Raw genomic sequence first — 19,943 nt, forward strand, 5'->3', positions numbered from 1 at the left:
GCTATCCCGGCATCCATGCCGGGATGCCCACTGCGCAAGACCTGCGTTCGGCCAGCGTGGTTAACGGGGCGCCAAGATCAAGATCAAGATCCAAAGCAAGAGCAACAGCAACAGCGGGGCATCAGCCAGGATTTACTTAGTTGAGCCACCACTATCGCGAGCAAGCTCGCTCCCACATGGGATCTCCAGTTGCCACTCGATGCTCATTTGCCGCAAAACCCTGTGGGAGCGAGCTTGCTCGCGATGAGGCCAGTACACCCAACATCACCGCAAACTGACACACCGCCTTCGCGAGCAGGCTCGCTCCCACAAAAAGCATTCTGAAGGCTAAAGCCACCGCGGCGTAGTAAAGAACGAGGCCATTTCCGAGCGAGCCAACGCCGCGCCGAAGTACGGCCCTTGCACATGATCACACGCCACACTGCGCAACTGACTGAACTGCCGCGCGTTCTCGATACCCTCGGCCGTGACCATCAGCCCGACACTTCGACTCAACCGAATCATCGCCAGCACACCCTCCTGATCATGCTCCAGCCCCAGCTGCGCGAGGATATTGCGATCGAAGCGAATGCCGTCGAAAGGCTGGTCAAGGACCTCCCTGAGCGAGGCAATGTTAGTGCCGAACTTGTCGATGTTGATACGCACGCCCAGCGCCTTGAGCGCATGCAAGGTATTGGCGAGGGTCTTGTGATCGGTCAGCAGCACGCCTTCAGCCACTTCCAGCGTCAGGCGCTGGGCAGGCAGGCCGCTGGTCTCCAGGGCCTTGTGCACTTGGTTGAACAGGAAGCTGCTGCTGAACCAGCGTGGTGATACGGCCACGGACACGTTCAGTGCGTTGGGCCAGGTCGTTGCCTCTTCGCAGGCATGGATCAACATCCAACTGCCCAGTTCCTCCAGTTGACCGGACGCTTCGGCGACCGGAATGAAGTCGATTCCCCCCAGCTCACCTCGCTCGGGATGGTGCCAGAAGGCCTGGGCTTCGAAACCATGCAACTGTTCGGCATTCACGTCGAAACGTGGCAGGTAGCGCAATTCAAGCTGGTCTTGCTGCATTGCATCGCGCAATTGCTGCTCATAGCGCCGGCGGTCGCGGGCCACGTTGCCCATGGCTTCTTCATAGACGCGCCAGGTATTGCGGCCGGCGGCCTTGGCCGCGTACAGGGCGATGTCCGCTTGGCGCAACAGTTCTTCGGCACGCTGTTCCGCGGGGTGCGACCAGGCGACGCCGATGCTCATGCCCAGGTACAGCGTATTGCCGTCAAGGTGCATGGGGCGTTGCATGCACTCGATCAGGCGCCCGCACAGTTGGTCGAGATCACTTGCGCCACCCGGGTTGGGCATGACGATGACGAACTCGTCGCCGCCGAGGCGGGCCACCAGGTCGGTACCGCGGACGTTCTGCTGGAGGATATGAGCGACCTCCTTCAGCACCTTGTCGCCCACGGCATGGCCGAGGGAGTCGTTGACCGGCTTGAATCTGTCCATGTCCAGGTTCAGGACCGCCAGCGGCGTAGGGTGCGCCTGGACCAGGTGCTCGCTGAGGCAGTCGAACAACCGGTTGCGGTTGGCCAGGCCGGTGAGTGGGTCGTGCAGGGAAAGGTGCTTGATCTGCGCCAGCGCCCGCAGCTCTTCGGTGATATCGGTGGCGGTGCCGCGAAAGCCCTGCGCGCCGGCCTCGATGGCCCGTACCGACAGCTTGCAGGTGCGTATGCGTTGGTTGCGGGCGGTGTATTCACACAGGAGCGGCGTAGCGCATGCACTGTTGGCGCCGCCGAGCAGCCAATGGGCAATCGAGATCGAGCCGTTATGGGGGTGCAACAGCCTGTGCAGCGGTTTGCCCAGCCACTCGGAGGGGGGGAATCCAGTGACCTGTTCGAAACGCTCGGACAAATAGGTCAATGTTCCGTTCGAGTCCACTTCCCATAGCCAGTCGGACGATACCTCGGCAATGTCGCGGAAACGTTCTTCGCTGCGCTCCAGCGCCTTGCGATGGGCCAGGAGGCTGACGTATTGCCGCTCTTGGGCGCGGAGCATGATCAAGGCATGGCGCAACACCGCCAGGGCCATGATTGCGAGGAACAACAGCGCCAATCCGAGCAAGGGCAGCAGGACCTTGCGCAGATCCTTTCCAGGGGTAGCGGGGCGCCAGGCCAGGGCTTCGCGCGTCAGGTTGTCGAGCGATACCTGGGCGGTGTCTTTCGGGCCGGGCGTGTGGGCGATATGCGCACCGGGCAGGGCGAAGTCCCGGGACAGGTTCTGCAGCGCGTCCGTGTCGAGGACTTTGACAAACAGCAGCAAGCTGGGCGGGCCGGGAATCTCCCGCACGCTATTGTCGGTGCCGGTGGTAATCGCCGAGACGGCGACGAAGGCCGGCGCGTCCTCGTGATGAAGCAGTTCGACGATCACCTCGTCACGGTTCTCCGCAGCCCTGGCCTTCTTGGCAATCGCCCGCAAGTCGCCGGTGAGCCAGGTGTCGGCGGCCACTTTGCTCATTTCGCCATTGATCACCGAGTAAACCGTCTTGCCAGCAGGGGAAATGACGAACACCGCCTGGTAGCCATACAGCGAGAACACGCTGCTGCCGACGTTTTCCTGGTCGTAGGCCCAGTCTTTGTCGACTTTTATGTGCAGGTGCCGGTAGGCGTCGCTCCATTTCGAGTAATCGCTCAGGTCGCGGCCGATGCCGGTACGCATGCCGTCGATGGCCCGCTGGGCAAAGAACAGGCTCTGTTCACGGGCCTGTTCGTCCTGGGTCTGGGTGACGTTGAGCAGCACCGCGATGGCCAGCGCGGACATGACGAACAGCAACAGCATGATGGCCGGAAAGGTGCGGCGGGTGAAACTTCGGGTTGGTCGCTCGCCGGAAGCCACCGTGGAGCCATTGCCAGCATCTTCGATCATAAAAACAAGCCATCAGCTAAACGCGAGATTCCCCGCACTAGCCTTGTATCGGCTGACTGTCTGATTAGCTTAATAAAAGTAGGAAATTGCTGACCAGTTGCACCATTTTTTCTCGGTCCCGGTCTTCAAGTGCTGGCCCTGTTGCGCCGGGCCCACTCCAAGGCAATGTCCCGTTGCTGGAAATAGTTGACCGCGGCGGCGGCGATCAACGCCACGCCCGCCGCCAGTGCCGCCAGGGCCATGTCCTTTTGCGAATCCCATGGATCCTGTTGCGCGCCGACAAACGCCTTGGCGGTATCGCCGCCCATGTAGGCGCCGCCGATCCATTCGATCAGTTCATAAAGGGCCGAGGACGACAGGATCAGGTTCCAGGCCAGGAAATAGCCGGTGAAACCCCGGGCGGGCATGACCCGCAACAGCGCTTCGCGCACCGGGTAAGCCAGCAGTAGGCCATAGCTGAAATGCACCAGCCGATCGAACTGGTTGCGCTGGAAACCCAGCAGTTGGTCCAGCGACTGTCCACCGGTCAGGGCTTGCCACCATTCGTTGTAAGGGACTTTGGCATAAGTGTAGTGGGCACCGACCTCGTGGATGCAAAGGAACACGAACACCAGCGAGGCGGACAGTCGGGAAAAGCTGAACCGGCGATGAACCGCCACCAGGACCGCCAGCAGCACGAAGACCAGCAGGTTCTCCGCCAGCCAGTCGCTGCGTTTCATCGGGGCGATGGCCAGCCACGTCCATAGGGCAATGAAGCTTCCCAGCAAGATCAGCTCATAACGGCTCGCTCGGGTCTGCATGATCACTCTTTGTCCTTGCGATGGCCCGGCAGCAACGCGCCGAGCACTTGCTTGGCGGTCTCGACGACGATGCCGCCTTCGTTCGGATCGCCGCGGAGCAGGGTCGAGGCAAATTTTTTCGCCTGTTCCAGCTTGATGTGCGGTGGCAACGGCGGCACGTCGGGATCGGTGCGGAACTCGATCAGCACCGGACGTTCGGCGGCGAAGGCCTGTTCCCAGGCGCCAGCCACGTCGGTTTCCCGGTCGACGAGGATGCCCTTGAGGCCGATGGACTCGGCGAAGAGATGATAGGGCACGTCAGGAATGTCCTGGGATGCTTCGAATTTCGGGTCGCCTTCCATGACCCGCTGTTCCCAGGTCACCTGATTCAGGTCCTGGTTGTTGAACACCGCGCAGATCCAGGTGCTGTCGGCCCAGGTGCGCCAATACTTGGCGACAGTGATCAGCTCGGCCATGTTGTTCATTTGCATCGCGCCATCGCCCACCAGTGCGATGACCGGGCGATCCGGGTGGCAGAACTTGGCGGCGATGGCGTAGGGCACAGCGGCGCCCATGGAGGCGAGGCCGCCGGAAAGCGAGCACATCATGCCGCGACGGATCTGGATATCTCGTGCATACCAGTTGGCGCAGGAGCCGGAATCGCTGGTGATGATGGCGCGGTCCGGCAGCCGTGGCGACAGTTCGTAGGTGACCCGTTGCGGATTGATCGGCTTGGCCGACACCAGGGCGCGTTTTTCCAGGGTCTTGTCCCAGTCCGCCCGCCAGCCTTCGATTTTCTTGCGCCAGGCGCGGTCGGTCTTTTCTTCGATCAACGGCAGCAAGGCCCGCAGGGTGTCGGCGCTGTCACCTTGCAGATTGACTTCCATGGGGTAGCGCAGGCTGAGCATGTCGGGCTGCAGGTCGATCTGCACGCCCCGGGCTTGGCCCTCGCCGGGCAGGAATTCGGCATAGGGAAAGCCGGAACCGATCATCAGCAAGGTGTCGCAACCGGCCATGAGATTGTCGCTGGGCTCGGTGCCCAGCAGTCCGATGGAGCCGGTGACCCATGGCAATTCGTCGGGCACCACGGCTTTGCCGAGCAGGGCCTTGGCGACGCCGGCGCCAAGTTTGTCGGCGATGGCAATCACTTCGTCTGTGGCGTGCAGCGCCCCGGCGCCCACCAGAATGGCGACTTTCTTGCCGGCATTGAGCACGTCGGCGGCCCGGCGCAGGTCTTCCTCGTACGGCACGACCTTGGGTTTGCGATAGCCCACACCGGAATGCAGCGTGCCGTGCTTGTGGGGCGGCGGTGTGTATTCCAGGTCCTGGAGATCGTTGGGCAGGATCAGCGCGGTGACCCGGCGTTCGCCCACCGCGGTGCGTACTGCACGGTCGAGCAGGTGGCGGACCTGGGCCGGGGCGCTGGCTTGCTGAACGAACGCGCCGGCAACGTCCTTGAACAGGCTCACCAGGTCCAACTCCTGCTGATAATGCCCGCCCAACGCATTGCGCGCCTGCTGGCCGCTGATTGCGAGGACCGGCATGTGGTCCATGCGCGCGTCATACAGACCGGTGACCAGGTGCGATGCTCCAGGGCCGGACGTCGCGATACAAACCCCCAATTCGCCGGTGAACTTGGCATGGGCGCAGGCCATGAAGGCGGCCATTTCCTCATGACGGGCCTGGATGAAACGGATCTTGCCCTTGGCCCGGTTCAAGGCGCCAAACACACCGTTGATGCCATCGCCCGGATAGCCGTAGATGCGACGAACGCCCCATTCATAAAGGCGCTCAACCAGAAAATCGCCGACGGTCATGCTCATGTCTGTTCCTCGTCCTGATAGGCTGTCTGGATGAGCTGCGACCGCCGTGACAGCGGTACGCAGCGCGTTGGCTCATACAGGACTGGACCGGCGCAAGCCCCTCAAGGTTTCGATTTTTTTGTCCAAGGCAACGACTTGAGCAGCGCATCCACGCTCAACTGGCCGGCACCTTGCAACAGCAACGGCAGCAGTGCCACCAGGTAAATCAACGGCAACTTGAAGTTGCCATAACCCTTGTTGGTGATCGCATAGCCTTGGGCCAGCTCGCTCAGGCTCGACCAGTCCGCCGGCCAATGCACGGCAGCGGTGGCAACCACGGTGACGACCATCAACACCAGCGCCGAGGCGCGCGTGCCCAGGCCGATCAACAGGGCGATGGCGCAGATCAGTTCCGCCCACATCGACAGTTCCCAGTTCCAACTGGCCGGCACATGGTTGAACGGGAAGGGAAAGGCCGACTGGATCTCGGCGAACCAGTTCTCGCCGTTCCATTTCTCCAGGCCGGATTCGAAGAACTCCCAGGCCAGCAACAGGCGCAGCCCCAGCGGTGCAAACCATGAACCGGCGTGATCGAGGTTGAGGTGCAGGCTGCTCAAGGTTTTCGAGACAGTTGTGTACATGATCGTTCTCCTTCGCTCAGGCCGCACGTTGCAGGGATTGGCGCTTGTTGGCCTGGGCCAGCTTGCCCACCAGGCGGACCGCCGTGGCGGCGCAGATCAGGCCGAACGGCAGCACGTACCAGGCACTCATAGGAATACGCTTGAAGTTCGAGTAGGCAAAGATCGCTGCCAGTACCCACATGCCGGTCGTGTGCAGGCGCTTCCAGGCCGTGGCGCCGATCAGCCGCGTAGTGCTTTTGAACGAAGTCAGGGCCAGCAGCAGGACAAATACGTAGCCCACGGTGCCAGGCACGTTGCCCAGTGTGGTACGTCCGGGCCAGAACTCGGTGTTGAGCTGGCCGTACCAGTAGATCAGCACCGCGTGGATAAGATGGGAAAAGGCAAAGGCCAACCCGATGAAGCGCCGCTCGCGCACCAGGGATTTGCTCAGGGGCGAGGGCACCAGCACGGCAAACGCCGAGGCCGTGAAGGCCAGCAGGAACAGGACGAAGGATGAGCGGGCCGTGGCGCGAATGGCACTGCGCACGCCTTCGGTCAGGTCCGGGTTGATGATCAGGATAAGCGCGGTCATCAGCAGCACCAGCGCTGCAAGCAGGCTGAACAGTGACCAGCCCTGGTAACGGAAAGCAGGCGGCGTTGCGGTGGCGGTAGACATGGGAAAGCTCCTTGGATGGCCCGGCATCGTTGTGGCCGGGGATAGGAGGAGTCTTTCAAGTGGGTGTAAGCGGGGTGTGTCCGGAAGCGGGGCGGTGTGCAAGGTTTTGTATGCGGTGTGGCGGTTGACACACTGATATACAAACCCGATACCGAGCCTTTGCACAAGACCCTGTGGGAGCGAGCTTGCTCGCGATAGCGTCAGGTCAGTCGATTGATGTTGTCTGACCCACCGCTATCGCGAGCAAGCTCGCTCCCACAAGGGATTCGGTGGGCTTCAGGCGGACGTATCGCAACCCAACCGCAACTCAGCGCACAACCCGCCACCCTCGCGATTGCTCAAGGTCAGCGACCCACCCATGGCATTCGCCAGTTGCTGGGCGATCGCCAGGCCCAGGCCTGTGCCGCCGGTTTCGCGGTTGCGCGAGCTTTCCACCCGGTAGAACGGCTTGAGCACTTCGGCCAGTTCCTGCTCGCTGATGCCGGGGCCGCGGTCCAGGACCTGGATCGACAACTTGCCGTTGGCGGCGGGCTGGACCTGGATCTGCGCCGCGCCGCCAAACTTCAACGCGTTGTCCACCAGGTTGACCAGCACCCGACGCAACGCATGCGGGCGTGTATCGATGATCGCGGCGTTCTTGCCGGACAGTTGCACGTCCTGTCCCGTGTCCTGGTAATCGAACACCAAACTGTCGAGAAACGCGTCCAGGCTGATCCGGCAACTGGCCTCGGTGGCGCCGTGGATGCTACGGGCGTAGGCCACGCCTTCACGCACCAGATGCTCCATCTCGCCCAGGTCGCTGTAGAGCTTGTCCTTCTCGATGCCGTCGTCCATGAACTCGGCGCGCAGCTTCATGCGCGTAATGGGTGTCTGCAAATCATGGGAAATCGCGGCCAACAGGTGCATGCGCTCCTTCAGATAAGCGGCGATGCGGTCCTGCATGGCATTGAAGGCCTTGGCCGCGTGCACCACTTCGGTCGGGCCTTTTTCATCCAGGCGCACGCCGTGGGCGTTGGGGTCCAGGGTCTCCACCGCCTGGGCCAATCGGGTGAGGGGGCTGACGGCGATGCGCACGGCCAGCCAGGTGCAGCCGATCAACAGCGCCAGTTGCCCGAGCAAGACCATCGGCAGCCACGGTGAAAGCGGCGCCATGGCCGGGCGCACGTCGATGGTCAGCGGGTTGCCATCCTTCAGCCGCAGGTGCGCCTGGTAGTGCATCTTCGGGCCCGGGATCTGGTTGTACGTCAGGGCATAGGCTCCGCCGAGGGCTTGCTGGATCGAACTGACCGATATCGGCGCGTTGTCGGGAAGCATCGGCATGCCAGGCTGGCCTTCGTCGAGCAAGTAGCCGTAGTTGCGCCGCGCAAGCTTTGGCAGCCACGCGGGGCGTTCCGCGGCAGGCAGGCGATCAAGGATCGCGACGGACGTCGAGACGTCGGTTTCAAGGTTGCCGAGCATGGTGTTCTTGGCGCTTTCGTAGCGTTCGTAGTACTGGACGCCGAACGACAAACCCTGGGCCAGGACCAGGCCGATCAGGAAGATCAGCGACAAGCGCGAGGCGAGGGTGCGCGGCCAACGCAGCGGCAGACTCATACCGAGGCCTCGAGGATCTCCACTGGCAGCGAGAACACATAGCCTTCGCTGCGCACGGTCTTGATGTAGGCCGGCTCGCGAGCGTCGTCCAACAGGCGCTGGCGCAGGCGACTGACCAGCAAGTCGATGGAGCGGTCGAACAGGTCGGCGTCACGGCCCTGGGTCAGGTTCAGCAACTGGTCGCGGTTGAGCACCCGCTGCGGATGGTCGAGGAATACCCGCAGCAACCGGTACTCGGCGCCGCTCAAGGCGACCATGGTGCCGTCGCTGTCCAGCAGGTGTCGGGCCGTGGTGTCCAGCCGCCAGCGGCCAAACGCCAGCAGGCGCCCGCTCTCGGTGACCACCAGGTTGGGCGGCAACATGCGCGTGCGCCGCAGCACGGCGTTGATCCGGGCCAGCAGTTCGCGGGCGGCGAAGGGCTTGACCAGGTAATCATCGGCGCCCATTTCCAGGCCGATGATGCGGTCGGTCTCGTCGTTGCGAGCGGTCAGCATCAAGACCGGCGTGGCCTTGTGCTTGCCGGCGCGCAGTTCCCGGCACAACACCAGACCATCGTCGCCGGGCATCATGATATCCAGGACGATCAAGTCCACCGGCGTGGTTTCCAGGAAGGCGCGCATTTGCCGCCCATCCGCCACGACGGTGGTGCGCAGCCCGTTCTTTTTCAGGTAGTTGCCTACCAGTTCCCTGATTTCGCGATCGTCATCCACGATCAGCACATGATCGACATGATCCATGGTGTTCGGCCCCTTGGCGTTTTGTTGTTGGCCAGTCTACAGCCGGCAGGCGGCGTGGCTCGCGACGGTTTGTATTGCAGTGTATCTGGCGCGCGGCGGATACACAGCGATGCAAAAAGCCCCCGGCTCGATACAGGCGCGATACCTGGACGGCATTCAATGGCATCCATCGAGGCAACACGACCAGCCTCTGCGACAAACATCCATTGAATCGAGGACGCCGCCATGAACACCAAAGCCATCTACGCCGCCTGCCTGTTCGCCGCACTGAACGTCTGCACCCTGTCGGCCCGGGCCGAAAGCACCATTCAGCCGCACACCTACAGCTATGGCACCCACCTGGATGTACGCAAAGTGCTGTCCCTGAGCGAGGACCCGCAGCCGGCCTGCGGCGTGGTGAATGCGCACATGACGTACCTGGATTCGGCGGGGCATGAGCAGGCGCTGGATTACCGTAAGTTGTCAGATAACTGCACCAACCAGAATTGAGAGCCACATGCCAGCCATGCCTGCAGGCTTTGTGGCGAGGGGATAAATCCCCTCGCCACAAAGTCCCCGCACCTATTCGTGCTTCAGCCCATTTTGAGGTGTTGCCATGCTTCTGATCGCATTTCTCGGCGGGGTCCTGACGATCCTCAGCCCTTGTATTCTCCCTGTGGTGCCGTTCCTGTTCGCCCGGGCCAATCAATCGCGCAGCTCGGTGTTGTTGACGTTGGGAGGCATGGTCCTGACCTTTGCCGCCGTGTCCAGCCTGGCGGTAGCCAGCAGCGAGTGGGTGATACGCGCCAGCAGCGTTGGCCGGCAAGTCGCCTTGGTGGTGATGGTGCTGTTTGCCTTGTCGCTGATGTTCAGCCGGGTAGGCACTTGGTTGGCGCGGCCACTGGTCAGCCTGGGCAATCGGCTTGATGCCGGTGCCGGGCGGATGGGTGGGCCTGTGGCGTCGGTGTCGATCGGTGTCGCCACCGGTTTGCTCTGGGCTCCGTGTGCCGGGCCGATTCTCGGGGTGATCCTGACCGGGGCCATGCTACAAGGTGCCAGCGCGCAGACCAGCCTGTTGCTGCTCGCCTACGGCCTGGGCAGTGCCTTGTCGCTCGGGACCTTGATTCTCGCTGGTCGGGGCCTGGTCGGTCGGTTGAAACCTTCGCTGCCGATTACCGCCTGGCTGCGTCGGGCCACGGGGGCGCTGGTGTTGCTGGCCGCCGTTGCTATCGGCACCGGTGCGGATGACCGGCTACTCGCCGCGACGTCATCGCAACAGTCGGCCAGCCTGGAAAAAAGCCTGCTGGAGAACGTGCCCAAGGCCATCGACTATGTCGTAAGCAAGGCCGGCGCAAGCACTATGCCAACGCTTGAGTCCCAAGGCGCCATGCCTGCGCTGGACGGCGCCGTGCAATGGCTCAACTCGCCGCCGCTGAGCAGCGAGTCGTTGCGGGGTAAGGTGGTGTTGGTGGATTTCTGGACCTATGACTGCATCAACTGCCAGCACACGCTGCCGTACGTGAACGATTGGGCGAAGAAATACGCGAAGGACGGGCTGGTGGTCATTGGCGTGCACACGCCGGAATACGGCTACGAGAAGATCATCGACAACGTGCGCGAGCAGGTGCGCAAGCTGGACATCCAGTACCCGGTGGCCATCGATAACCAATATGCGATCTGGCGCGCCTTCAACAACCAGTACTGGCCGGCCCATTACTTCATCGATGCCAAGGGGCAGGTGCGTTACAGCCATTTTGGCGAAGGGCGGTATGGCGAGCAGGAACAGGTGATCCAGCAATTGCTGCAAGAGGCGAAGGCCGGCCAATAACCTGTGGCGAGGGAGCTTGCTCCCGCTGGGCTGCGAAGCAGCCCTAAAAGGCCTTGGCCACACGTTTTATCAGGAAAATCGAAAGGGGGCCGCTCCGCGACCCAGCGGGAGCAAGCTCCCTCGCCACGGGTTTGCGTGCAGATTCGCTTGCTCTAGCTGGGCTGAGATAAAAATAAAAAATCATAACTATCAGTATGTTGAGATACGTTTCAAATGTCGTTTATAGATAAGCGCGTGAGGTGACGAACGGCACGAGAAAGCTGGCCCCTTGCTCATCAAACCAACGTCAAACTCCTTTCATTTCAGAAAGTTGGACGACAAACTTATGCGTGTTTCTATCTGGATCGCGGCGACCATTTTCATGGCCGCCGTTTCGCTTGAAGCCCAGGCCAAGGCGCTGACTGCAAACCAGCAGTCGGTGTGTCGGTGGGGTTCGGATATCGCGGCGGGCGCCCAGGCGTCGAAGCTGTCCGGGATCAGCCTGTATGGTGCACGCAAGAAGCTGCAGGTGCGCAAGTTTCCCCGCCCCTGGATGCGCATGACCGCGTTGGGCATTACCGAACAGACTTACAACAGCGCGTCGCAGCTCAAGCCCGCCGCCGTCAAGCAGACCTACTACGAGCAATGCGTGCGCCATGAGCTGGCGCGACGATAAATCTTCAGCCCGGACTCCGGCCGGGCATTTCGATCCCATGCTGATGCACCCGTCGATACAGCGTCGCGCGGGAAATGCCCAGCGCCCGGGCCGCCGGGGTGGGTTTCCAGCGGTGGCGTACCAGGGCATCCAGCAACGCCTGGCGTTCAGGGCTCGCGCTGGGCTCTGGCCCATGGTCGGTGACACTCGTGCTGTGCAATGACTCGGGCAGGTGGCTGAGCTGGATCACGCTCGCCTCGCACACCGCGCAGGCATAACGCAGCACATGCCGCAACTGGCGGACATTGCCCGGCCAGTGATAACCGAGCAGGCATTCCAGCGCCGCTCCGCTCAGTTGCACCGCACCGCCGCACAACGCCGATTCTTCCTCCAGGATGCGATTGATCAACGCCAATCGGTCCGTGCGCTCGCGCAACGGTGGCAACTGGAAACGGGCACCGCCTAAGCGGAAATACAAATCCTCGCGAAACTCGCCGGCCGCCACCAGGGCTTCCAGGTCGCGGTGGGTCGCGCAGACCACCTGGATGTCCACGGCCTTGCGCCGTGAGGCCCCCAACGGCGCCACCTCGCCCTCGGCCAGCACCCGCAACAGGCGGGTTTGCAAGGCCAACGGCATGTCACCGATTTCGTCGAGGAACAGCGTGCCGCCATCGGCCTGCTGCAACAGGCCCTGCATGCCCTTGGCCGAGGCGCCGGTAAAAGCGCCGGCGACATAGCCGAACAATTCGCTCTCGATCAGGCTTTCCGGGATGGCTGCGCAGTTCAAGGCCACGAAAGGCCGGTCGCGGCGCTGGCTGGCCTGGTGCAACTGGCGGGCGAAGACTTCCTTGCCGGAGCCGGTCTCGCCCTGGATCAGCACCGGCAGGTTGCGATCCTTGACCCGCACCGCCAGGCTCAGGCTGTCAGCCAGGCGTGGATCGAGTTCGGTCGGTGTCATCGCGACGCGCTGGCGAGGCGTGGCCCGGCGCCGTGGCGCGCTCAAGCGGCCGTGCAAATCGACATCGAGCGGATAGAGGCTTTCGTCACGGGCGCGGTGCAGCAATTGGGCGTCGAAGACCTGGCTGATGTGTTGAGGCAGTTGGCCGTAACGCTGCATCAGGTACTGGCGCGCTGCCGGGTTCAGGGCTTGCAGGCAGCCGTCGTCGTCCCAGGCCAGCAGGAAATCCGGCTGGCTGTCGACGTACCCTGCATTGCGATGGGCGCGCAGCACCCAGTAGCCCTGGGCACTGCTCATGAAAAACGCCTGTTCGATCTCCCGTGCGCTCTGCACCACCATTTGCCGGATCAGATGCTGGGAGCGGCGATCATCCGGCGAGCGCACCGCCGACACATCCAGCACGCCGAGCAACTCGCCTTGCGGATCGAAGACCGGCGCGGCGGAGCAGGTCAGGCCAATGAATGCGGCGCGGAAATGGTCGCGCTTGTGCACCGTCACTGCCTTCTTGGCCGTGAGCACCGCCGCCACGCCACAGGTGCCTTCTTCACCTTCCGACCAACACGTACCCAGGTACAGGCCCGCCTTGCGGCAGTCGTTGCGAAGGGTGGTTTCGACCCGATAGTCGATGGTCTGGCCCTGGGCATCGGTCAGCAGCACGCAATAGTCGGCATCGCGCACCCGGCCATGCAGGCGTGCCACTTCGTCGCTGGCGATATTGAGGAACAGTTCCGAACGCTCGCGGCATTGCTTGAGCACGTCGTTGGACAGTATTCGCGGGCCCTGCAGTGAGCCGGGGTCCAGGTGATGTTGCTCCATGGAACGGCGCCAGGAGTCGAGGATCAGGTCCGGCACCGGCAACTGCGGCAGTTGAGCGGCGTTCTTCAGCACGCGGCTGACGCAATCCACATGCGCCCGGGAGTGAGCGGAAAGCATAGGGGCCTCCGGTTCAGCTTCTTGTCGTTGTCGGCACATTAAGCGCTGATCGCCGGGCGCAGACAAGCCCGACGGAGCGCGGGGGCGAAGGTGAGACGCGACGTCTCAGTGTCTCGCGGTTGGGTCGTGCAGGCTGGCATGTGGCGTCTCACCGGACTCGGCGGCGACGTCCCCAGCGCAACGCCGCGAGCGCTCTGTCTCAAGCCTTTGCGGCGAATCTTGGGCAATTGGCACCGGGCTTGCTCTAGGCCTTGGACCCAGACCCGTTGGGCTTCCAATAATAAAAAGAGGTGCCTATGACTTGCACGCCAAGCCAGCTGACCGTCCACGCCACGGTGGCGCCATGAGCCGCCGCCCGCTCACCGTCGGCATCATCGCCAACCCCGCCTCGGGCCGCGACGTGCGGCGCCTGACTGCCAATGCCGGATTGTTTTCCAGCACCGACAAGGTCTCGGTGATCCAGCGCCTGTTGGCCGCGTTCGGCGCCACGGGCATCGAACAGGTGCTGATGCCCACCGACATGATCGGCATGGCGGCCGCCGTGCTGAAGAACAGCCACAGCCGCCAGGCCCGCAGCAGCCACTGGCCGGCCCTGGAATTTCTCGACCTGACCCTGCGCCAGACCGTCGAAGACACCCGCCGCGCCGCCCGGCTGATGGCCGAGCGCGAGGTGGCGTTGATCGCCGTGCTCGGCGGCGACGGCACCCACAAGGCGGTCGCCGCCGAAGTCGGCGACATTCCTCTCTTGACCCTTTCCACCGGCACCAACAATGCCTTCCCCGAGCTACGCGAAGCCACCAGTGCCGGGCTGGCCGGCGGGTTGTACGCCTGCGGCCGCATCCCGGACGAAATCGGTTTGCGCCGCAACAAGCGCTTGCTGGTCTGCGATGCCGCACGTGACTTGCGTGAAGTGGCCCTGGTGGACGTTGCCGTGTCGCCGCTGCGCTTCGTCGGTGCCCGGGCGATCAGTCGGGCCCAGGACCTCGCCGAAGTCTTCGTGACCTTCGCCGAACCGCAATCCATCGGTTTGTCGGCCCTGTGCGGCTTGTGGTTCCCGGTGTCACGCCAGGCGCCAGGCGGTGCCTGGATGCGCCTGGACCCGCAATCTCCCGAGGCGCTGCTGGTGCCGCTCGCACCAGGCTTGCTGCAAGGCTGCGGCGTGCTCGCCGCCGGTCCTTTGGAACCCGGCGTCGCCCACGGTCTGTCGCTGTCCGCCGGCACGTTGGCCCTGGATGGCGAGCGGGAAATCGAATTCAACGCCCATGACCGGCCCACGGTCACCCTCGATGCCGGCGGCCCGCTGAGCATCGACGTCAACGCGGTGCTCACCTACGCCGCGCAACAACGCTTGTTGGCCATTGGCCGCGAGCACCCGCAACACCCCTTGAACCTTCAAGAAGACACGCCTGGAGAATAAAAATGTCGACATCGCTCACCCACGATCAATTGCTGCACGCCTATCAGGTCATGCGCACCATCCGCGCCTTCGAAGAGCGCCTGCACGTGGAATTCGCCACCGGCGAGATCCCTGGTTTCGTCCACTTGTATGCCGGCGAAGAAGCCTCGGCCGCTGGCGTCATGGCGCACCTCGGGGACGACGATTGCATCGCTTCCAACCACCGTGGCCACGGCCATTGCATCGCCAAGGGCGTGGATGTGTACGGGATGATGGCCGAGATCTACGGCAAGAAAACCGGGGTCTGCCAAGGCAAGGGCGGCTCGATGCACATCGCCGATTTCGAGAAAGGCATGCTCGGTGCCAACGGCATCGTCGGCGCCGGTGCGCCACTGGTGGTCGGCGCGGCCCTGGCAGCGCGGCTCAAGGGCACCGACAGCGTCGCCGTGGTGTTTTTCGGCGACGGCGGCTCCAACGAGGGCGCGGTGTTCGAAGCCATGAACATGGCCTCGGTGTGGAACCTGCCGTGCCTGTTCATCGCGGAAAACAACGGCTACGCCGAAGCCACCGCCTCCAATTGGTCGGTGGCCTGCGACCACATTGCCGACCGCGCCGCCGGCTTCGGCATGCCCGGCGTGACCGTCGATGGCTTCGACTTCTTTGCCGTGCATGAAGCCGCCGGGGCCGCCGTCGAACGTGCCCGTGCCGGGGAAGGGCCGTCGCTGATCGAGGTCAAGCTGACCCGCTACTACGGCCACTTCGAGGGCGACGCCCAGACCTATCGCGCACCCGATGAGGTCAAGCATTTCCGCGAGAACCAGGACTGCCTGATGCAGTTCCGCGAGCGCACGACCCGGGCCGGACTGCTCACTGTCGAGCAGTTGGACCAGATCGACAAGGAAGTGGAGATGCTGATCGAAAACGCCGTGTACAAGGCCAAGTCCGATCCGAAGCCGGCGGCGTCCGACCTGCTGACCGACGTCTACGTCAGCTATCCCTGAACGCCCCATAAAAAACAACAAGAGCGAATCCCATCATGGCGAGAAAAATCAGCTATCAGCAGGCAATCAACGAAGCCCTGGCCCAGGAAATGCGTCGCGACTCCAGCGTGTTCATCATGGGTGAGGACGTGGCCGGTGGCGCTGGCGCACCCGGTGAAAACGATGCCTGGGGCGGCGTGCTCGGCGTCACCAAGGGCCTTTACGACCAATTCCCCGGGCGAGTGTTGGACACACCGCTGTCGGAAATCGGCTATGTCGGCGCGGCGGTAGGCGCCGCCACCTGCGGCGTGCGGCCGGTGTGCGAATTGATGTTCGTCGACTTCGCCGGCTGCTGCCTGGACCAGATCCTCAACCAGGCAGCGAAATTCCGCTACATGTTCGGCGGCAAGGCGTCCACACCGTTGGTGATCCGCACCATGGTCGGCGCCGGCCTGCGCGCCGCGGCCCAGCATTCGCAGATGCTCACCTCGCTGTGGACGCATATCCCGGGGCTGAAAGTGGTCTGCCCATCATCGCCTTACGACGCCAAGGGCCTGCTGATCCAGGCGATTCGCGACAACGATCCGGTGATTTTCTGCGAACACAAATTGCTCTACAGCATGCAGGGCGAGGTGCCGGAAGAGCTCTACACCGTGCCGTTCGGCGAGGCCAACTTCCTGCGCGACGGCAAGGACATCACCCTGGTGTCCTACGGTCGGCTGGTCAACACCGCGATGGACGCGGCGCGCAACCTGGCCGGGCGCGGAATCGACTGCGAAGTCATCGACCTGCGCACCACCAGCCCGATGGACGAGGACAGCATCCTCGAAAGTGTCGAAAAAACCGGGCGCCTGGTGGTAATCGACGAGGCCAACCCGCGCTGTTCCATGGCCACCGACATCTCGGCGCTGGTGGCGCAAAAGGCCTTTGGCGCACTCAAGGCACCGATCGAAATGGTCACTGCGCCGCACACCCCGGTGCCGTTCTCCGATTCCCTGGAAGACCTGTACATCCCTGACGCGGCGAAGATCGAACAAGCCGTGCTCAACGTGATCGAGTGGAGCAAGCACTGATGAGCCAGATTTTTACCCTGACCATGCCCAAGTGGGGCCTGTCGATGACCGAGGGCCGGGTCGATACCTGGCTCAAGGAAGAGGGGCAGGCCATCACCAAGGGCGATGAAGTGATGGACGTCGAGACCGACAAGATCTCCAGTAGCGTCGAGGCGCCGTTTTCCGGTGTATTGCGCCGGCAAGTGGCTCGCCAGGACGAAACCCTGGCGGTCGGCGCCTTGCTCGGCATCGTCGTCGAAGGCGAGGCCAGCGACGCCGAGATCGACGCGGTCATCGAACAGTTCCAATCCAACTTCGTGCCCGGCGATGCGGCCGATGAGGACAGCGGCCCGAAACCGCAGAAAGTCGACGTGGACGGCCGGGTGATCCGCTATTTCGAGCGCGGCGAGGGCGGTACGCCGCTGGTGCTGGTGCACGGTTTTGGCGGCGACCTGAACAATTGGCTGTTCAACCATGAAGCACTGGCAGCCGGGCGGCGAGTGATTGCGCTGGACCTGCCGGGCCATGGTGAATCTTCGAAGACTCTGCAACGCGGCGATCTGGATGAGCTGAGCGGTGTGGTGCTGGCTTTGCTCGATCACCTGGACATCAACACGGCCCATCTGGTCGGGCATTCCATGGGCGGGGCGGTGTCGCTGAATGCCGCGCGCCTGATGCCGCAACGGATCCGCTCATTGACGCTGATCGGCAGCGCCGGTCTCGGCGCCGAAATCAATGGCAGCTACCTGCAAGGCTTCGTCGACGCGGCCAACCGCAATGCCCTCAAGCCGCAGCTGGTGCAACTGTTCTCGAATGCCGAGTTGGTCAACCGGCAGATGCTCGACGACATGCTCAAGTACAAGCGCCTGGAAGGCGTGGACGCGGCCCTGCGCCAACTGACCGCGGGTTTGTTCAAGGACGGTCGCCAGCAGGTGGACCTGCGCGAGGTGGTGCAGGCCGGCCACGTTCCGACGCTGGTGATCTGGGGCAGCGACGACGCGATTATCCCGGCGGCCCACGCCGAAGGGCTGAGTGCCCAGGTCGAAGTCCTGCCAGGCCAGGGCCACATGGTGCAGATGGAAGCGGCCGAACAGATCAACCGATTGATTTCCGAGTTCATCGGACAGCACTGACCCCGCGGGCGGCGATTGAGTCGTCGCCCTACAAAAATATCTGGAGGCAACGCTATGAACATTTCAATCAAGCCGACCCGCAGCATGCGCGCCGCCGTCTGGCATGGCCGCAACGACATCCGCGTCGAAGACGTGCCGCTGCCGGTATCGCCGCCCGCCAGTTGGGTGCAGATCCGCGTGCAATGGTGCGGTATCTGTGGCTCGGACCTGCACGAATACGTGGCCGGGCCGGTGTTCATCCCGGTGGAGGCGCCACACCCGCTGACCGGGATCAAGGGCCAGTGCATCCTCGGCCATGAGTTCTGCGGCGAAATCGTCGAGCTGGGCGAGGGCGTCGAAGGCTTCAGCGTCGGCGAGCCGGTCGCAGCGGACGCCTGTCAGCATTGCGGCACTTGTTATTACTGCACCCGCGGGCTCTACAACATCTGCGAGAACCTGGCCTTTACCGGGCTGATGAACAACGGCGCGTTCGCTGAGCTGGTCAACGTCCCGGCGAATTTGCTCTACAAACTGCCGGCCAACTTCCCCGCCGAGGCCGGTGCGTTGATCGAACCGCTGGCGGTGGGCATGCACGCGGTGAAGAAGGCCGGCAGCCTGCTGGGGCAGAACGTCGTCGTAGTCGGCGCCGGGACTATCGGCCTGTGCACGATCATGTGCGCCAAGGCGGCGGGCGCGGCCCAGGTCATCGCCCTTGAAATGTCCGGCGCGCGCAAGGCCAAGGCCCTCGAAGTCGGGGCCAGCCACGTCATTGATCCGAACGAGTGCGACGCCTTGGCTGAAGTCCGTCGCCTGACCGGTGGCCTGGGCGCCGATGTGAGCTTCGAGTGCATTGGCAACAAGCACACCGCCAAGTTCGCCATCGACCTGATTCGCAAGGCCGGTAAATGCGTGTTGGTGGGCATCTTCGAAGAGCCCAGCGAGTTCAACTTTTTCGAACTGGTCTCCACCGAAAAGCAGGTGCTGGGCGCGCTGGCCTACAACGGTGAGTTCGCCGACGTGATTGCCTTCATCGCCGACGGGCGCCTGGACATCTCGCCGCTGGTGACGGGGCGCATCCAGTTGGAGGAGATCGTCGGGCAGGGCTTCGAGGAACTGGTGAATAACAAAGAGCACAACGTGAAAATCATCGTGTCACCCGCACGGATCTGAGAGCGCCTGAGGTGGGGCGATTTGGCGATGGTCGGTAGCGGCCATCGCATTTTTTATTTTCAGTCGGCGCGATAGCCCCGCCAGACGCGGGTTTCATCCAGCTGCAACAGCGGTTCCTCTCGTCGACGAAACGGACGGTCGCAATCGAGAAAAAATTCGTCGAGCTGCGGTGGGTCGACGTGGGTGGCGCTGAGCATGGCGTGGACCTGGCCGCGGTGATGAATCTGGTGCTCGAACAGGTGCAGCAGCAAACGGTCGATCCGTTCGCGAACCCTGCCGTCGGCGCGCACCAGGTCAACGGAACGCGCGAGGTCCTGGTGTTTGAGGTTTTCGCAGAATGTCGCCAGTTGTCGGTCGGTACGGTCCTGGTTTTCCCTGAGTTGGGCGAACGCCAGCGTCGCGGAAAAATCCTGTTCCTGGCCCGCGACGTCACCTTCCAGGGCGGTGAGGTAATAACGATCGACTTCGAGGATATGGCAAAGCGTGGCTTGGATGGAGGGAAAAAAACTGGTGCGGTAGGCCTCGTATTCCACCGTGTTCAGCTGTGCGCAGGCGTCCAGCAGCCTGTGGTTGGCCCATTGGTTGTTCAGGGCCTGGGCCAGGAAATAGTTCATGGAGACGCCTCCCGTGCGCGTCGTTTCGCCGGGGGGAAAGCGTAGCAAAGACTGGCGACGACGCCGTGTTGCTGGTCGGTTGGTTAGATGTCATCGCGGGGCCCCTGTGGGAGCGAGCTTGAACTGGTCAAGTAATCCCGGACACCGATTACGGTGTTTATGCCGCTTTTTGCTCCATG

General features: G+C 63.0%; 17 protein-coding genes. 8 read left to right on the forward strand and 9 right to left on the reverse strand.

The genetic code is table 11. The features are described 5' to 3' along the window. Window positions 1–327: 327 nt before the first annotated feature. From FHK92_RS13335 to FHK92_RS13365, 7 genes are all read right to left on the reverse strand, one after another. The gene (locus FHK92_RS13335) at window positions 328–2,901 is read right to left on the reverse strand and encodes a bifunctional diguanylate cyclase/phosphodiesterase (protein ID WP_181288452.1); all 2,574 of its coding nucleotides are present in this window, start codon (window positions 2,899–2,901) and stop codon (window positions 328–330) included. A gap of 125 nt (window positions 2,902–3,026) precedes the next feature. Beyond that, window positions 3,027–3,701: a DUF2238 domain-containing protein gene (locus FHK92_RS13340; protein WP_181288453.1), complete on the reverse strand. Its 675-nt coding sequence runs from the start codon at window positions 3,699–3,701 to the stop codon at window positions 3,027–3,029. A 2-nt stretch (window positions 3,702–3,703) separates the two neighbouring features. Then, window positions 3,704–5,503 (reverse strand): thiamine pyrophosphate-requiring protein, encoded by a 1,800-nt coding sequence (locus FHK92_RS13345; RefSeq protein ID WP_181288454.1) that lies wholly within the window; start codon window positions 5,501–5,503, stop codon window positions 3,704–3,706. A gap of 101 nt (window positions 5,504–5,604) precedes the next feature. Beyond that, the gene (locus FHK92_RS13350) at window positions 5,605–6,123 is read right to left on the reverse strand and encodes an HvfX family Cu-binding RiPP maturation protein (RefSeq protein WP_181288455.1); all 519 of its coding nucleotides are present in this window, start codon (window positions 6,121–6,123) and stop codon (window positions 5,605–5,607) included. A 16-nt stretch (window positions 6,124–6,139) separates the two neighbouring features. Next, window positions 6,140–6,778, reverse strand: a complete 639-nt coding sequence (locus FHK92_RS13355; protein ID WP_181288456.1) for a ferric reductase-like transmembrane domain-containing protein — start codon at window positions 6,776–6,778, stop codon at window positions 6,140–6,142. Window positions 6,779–7,054: 276 nt separating this feature from the next. Beyond that, on the reverse strand, window positions 7,055–8,371 hold the full coding sequence (locus tag FHK92_RS13360) for an ATP-binding protein (protein WP_181288457.1): 1,317 nt from the start codon (window positions 8,369–8,371) through the stop codon (window positions 7,055–7,057). Then, the gene (locus tag FHK92_RS13365; protein WP_123344949.1) at window positions 8,368–9,108 is read right to left on the reverse strand and encodes a response regulator; all 741 of its coding nucleotides are present in this window, start codon (window positions 9,106–9,108) and stop codon (window positions 8,368–8,370) included. The genes FHK92_RS13360 and FHK92_RS13365 overlap by 4 nt, the downstream gene beginning before the upstream one ends. A gap of 225 nt (window positions 9,109–9,333) precedes the next feature. Here FHK92_RS13365 and FHK92_RS13370 point away from each other — a divergent pair, with 225 nt between their 5' ends. The 3 genes from FHK92_RS13370 to FHK92_RS13380 all read left to right on the forward strand — a co-directional run bounded on the left by FHK92_RS13370 (window position 9,334) and on the right by FHK92_RS13380 (window position 11,570). Beyond that, on the forward strand, window positions 9,334–9,597 hold the full coding sequence (locus FHK92_RS13370; RefSeq protein WP_181288458.1) for a DUF2790 domain-containing protein: 264 nt from the start codon (window positions 9,334–9,336) through the stop codon (window positions 9,595–9,597). Window positions 9,598–9,703: 106 nt separating this feature from the next. Further along, window positions 9,704–10,915 carry a cytochrome c biogenesis protein DipZ gene (locus tag FHK92_RS13375; RefSeq protein WP_181288459.1) on the forward strand — a complete coding sequence of 404 codons (1,212 nt, stop codon included), beginning with the start codon at window positions 9,704–9,706 and terminating at the stop codon, window positions 10,913–10,915. Between the two features lie 325 nt (window positions 10,916–11,240). Next, window positions 11,241–11,570 (forward strand): hypothetical protein, encoded by a 330-nt coding sequence (locus tag FHK92_RS13380; RefSeq protein ID WP_181288460.1) that lies wholly within the window; start codon window positions 11,241–11,243, stop codon window positions 11,568–11,570. A gap of 4 nt (window positions 11,571–11,574) precedes the next feature. Here the strand turns inward: FHK92_RS13380 and FHK92_RS13385 are convergent, their stop codons facing one another. Beyond that, the gene (locus FHK92_RS13385) at window positions 11,575–13,440 is read right to left on the reverse strand and encodes a sigma-54-dependent Fis family transcriptional regulator (protein ID WP_181288461.1); all 1,866 of its coding nucleotides are present in this window, start codon (window positions 13,438–13,440) and stop codon (window positions 11,575–11,577) included. A gap of 343 nt (window positions 13,441–13,783) precedes the next feature. Between FHK92_RS13385 and FHK92_RS13390 the strand changes: the two genes are divergently transcribed. From FHK92_RS13390 to FHK92_RS13410, 5 genes are all read left to right on the forward strand, one after another. Then, on the forward strand, window positions 13,784–14,857 hold the full coding sequence (locus tag FHK92_RS13390; RefSeq protein ID WP_181288462.1) for an ATP-NAD kinase family protein: 1,074 nt from the start codon (window positions 13,784–13,786) through the stop codon (window positions 14,855–14,857). Between the two features lie 2 nt (window positions 14,858–14,859). Then, window positions 14,860–15,837, forward strand: a complete 978-nt coding sequence (locus FHK92_RS13395) for a thiamine pyrophosphate-dependent dehydrogenase E1 component subunit alpha (RefSeq protein ID WP_181288463.1) — start codon at window positions 14,860–14,862, stop codon at window positions 15,835–15,837. A gap of 35 nt (window positions 15,838–15,872) precedes the next feature. After that, the gene (locus FHK92_RS13400) at window positions 15,873–16,889 is read left to right on the forward strand and encodes an alpha-ketoacid dehydrogenase subunit beta (RefSeq protein WP_181288464.1); all 1,017 of its coding nucleotides are present in this window, start codon (window positions 15,873–15,875) and stop codon (window positions 16,887–16,889) included. Further along, window positions 16,889–18,001: an acetoin dehydrogenase dihydrolipoyllysine-residue acetyltransferase subunit gene (locus FHK92_RS13405; protein ID WP_181288465.1), complete on the forward strand. Its 1,113-nt coding sequence runs from the start codon at window positions 16,889–16,891 to the stop codon at window positions 17,999–18,001. Before FHK92_RS13400 ends, FHK92_RS13405 begins: the two co-directional genes overlap by 1 nt. An 84-nt stretch (window positions 18,002–18,085) precedes the next feature. Beyond that, window positions 18,086–19,150 carry a 2,3-butanediol dehydrogenase gene (locus FHK92_RS13410; protein WP_258232663.1) on the forward strand — a complete coding sequence of 355 codons (1,065 nt, stop codon included), beginning with the start codon at window positions 18,086–18,088 and terminating at the stop codon, window positions 19,148–19,150. Window positions 19,151–19,209: 59 nt separating this feature from the next. Here the strand turns inward: FHK92_RS13410 and FHK92_RS13415 are convergent, their stop codons facing one another. Beyond that, a complete protein-coding gene (locus tag FHK92_RS13415; protein ID WP_181288467.1) occupies window positions 19,210–19,764 on the reverse strand; it encodes a DinB family protein in 555 nt (184 codons plus the stop codon). Between the last annotated feature and the right edge of the window lie 179 nt (window positions 19,765–19,943).

The sequence above is a fragment of the Pseudomonas brassicacearum subsp. neoaurantiaca genome (genome assembly GCF_013608025.1).
In the GTDB taxonomy this organism is placed as follows: Bacteria; Pseudomonadota; Gammaproteobacteria; order Pseudomonadales; family Pseudomonadaceae; genus Aquipseudomonas.

Coding starts and splice junctions, on each gene's coding strand:
- FHK92_RS13355 (WP_181288456.1), bottom strand. CDS start 6,778: ATGTCTACCGCCACCGCAACGCCGCCTGCTTTCCGTTACCAGGGCTGG.
- FHK92_RS13350 (WP_181288455.1), bottom strand. CDS start 6,123: ATGTACACAACTGTCTCGAAAACCTTGAGCAGCCTGCACCTCAACCTC.
- FHK92_RS13395 (WP_181288463.1), top strand. CDS start 14,860: ATGTCGACATCGCTCACCCACGATCAATTGCTGCACGCCTATCAGGTC.
- FHK92_RS13335 (WP_181288452.1), bottom strand. CDS start 2,901: ATGATCGAAGATGCTGGCAATGGCTCCACGGTGGCTTCCGGCGAGCGA.
- FHK92_RS13385 (WP_181288461.1), bottom strand. CDS start 13,440: ATGCTTTCCGCTCACTCCCGGGCGCATGTGGATTGCGTCAGCCGCGTG.
- FHK92_RS13365 (WP_123344949.1), bottom strand. CDS start 9,108: ATGGATCATGTCGATCATGTGCTGATCGTGGATGACGATCGCGAAATC.
- FHK92_RS13405 (WP_181288465.1), top strand. CDS start 16,889: ATGAGCCAGATTTTTACCCTGACCATGCCCAAGTGGGGCCTGTCGATG.
- FHK92_RS13390 (WP_181288462.1), top strand. CDS start 13,784: ATGAGCCGCCGCCCGCTCACCGTCGGCATCATCGCCAACCCCGCCTCG.
- FHK92_RS13340 (WP_181288453.1), bottom strand. CDS start 3,701: ATGCAGACCCGAGCGAGCCGTTATGAGCTGATCTTGCTGGGAAGCTTC.
- FHK92_RS13375 (WP_181288459.1), top strand. CDS start 9,704: ATGCTTCTGATCGCATTTCTCGGCGGGGTCCTGACGATCCTCAGCCCT.
- FHK92_RS13360 (WP_181288457.1), bottom strand. CDS start 8,371: ATGAGTCTGCCGCTGCGTTGGCCGCGCACCCTCGCCTCGCGCTTGTCG.
- FHK92_RS13415 (WP_181288467.1), bottom strand. CDS start 19,764: ATGAACTATTTCCTGGCCCAGGCCCTGAACAACCAATGGGCCAACCAC.
- FHK92_RS13410 (WP_258232663.1), top strand. CDS start 18,086: ATGCGCGCCGCCGTCTGGCATGGCCGCAACGACATCCGCGTCGAAGAC.
- FHK92_RS13370 (WP_181288458.1), top strand. CDS start 9,334: ATGAACACCAAAGCCATCTACGCCGCCTGCCTGTTCGCCGCACTGAAC.
- FHK92_RS13380 (WP_181288460.1), top strand. CDS start 11,241: ATGCGTGTTTCTATCTGGATCGCGGCGACCATTTTCATGGCCGCCGTT.
- FHK92_RS13400 (WP_181288464.1), top strand. CDS start 15,873: ATGGCGAGAAAAATCAGCTATCAGCAGGCAATCAACGAAGCCCTGGCC.
- FHK92_RS13345 (WP_181288454.1), bottom strand. CDS start 5,503: ATGAGCATGACCGTCGGCGATTTTCTGGTTGAGCGCCTTTATGAATGG.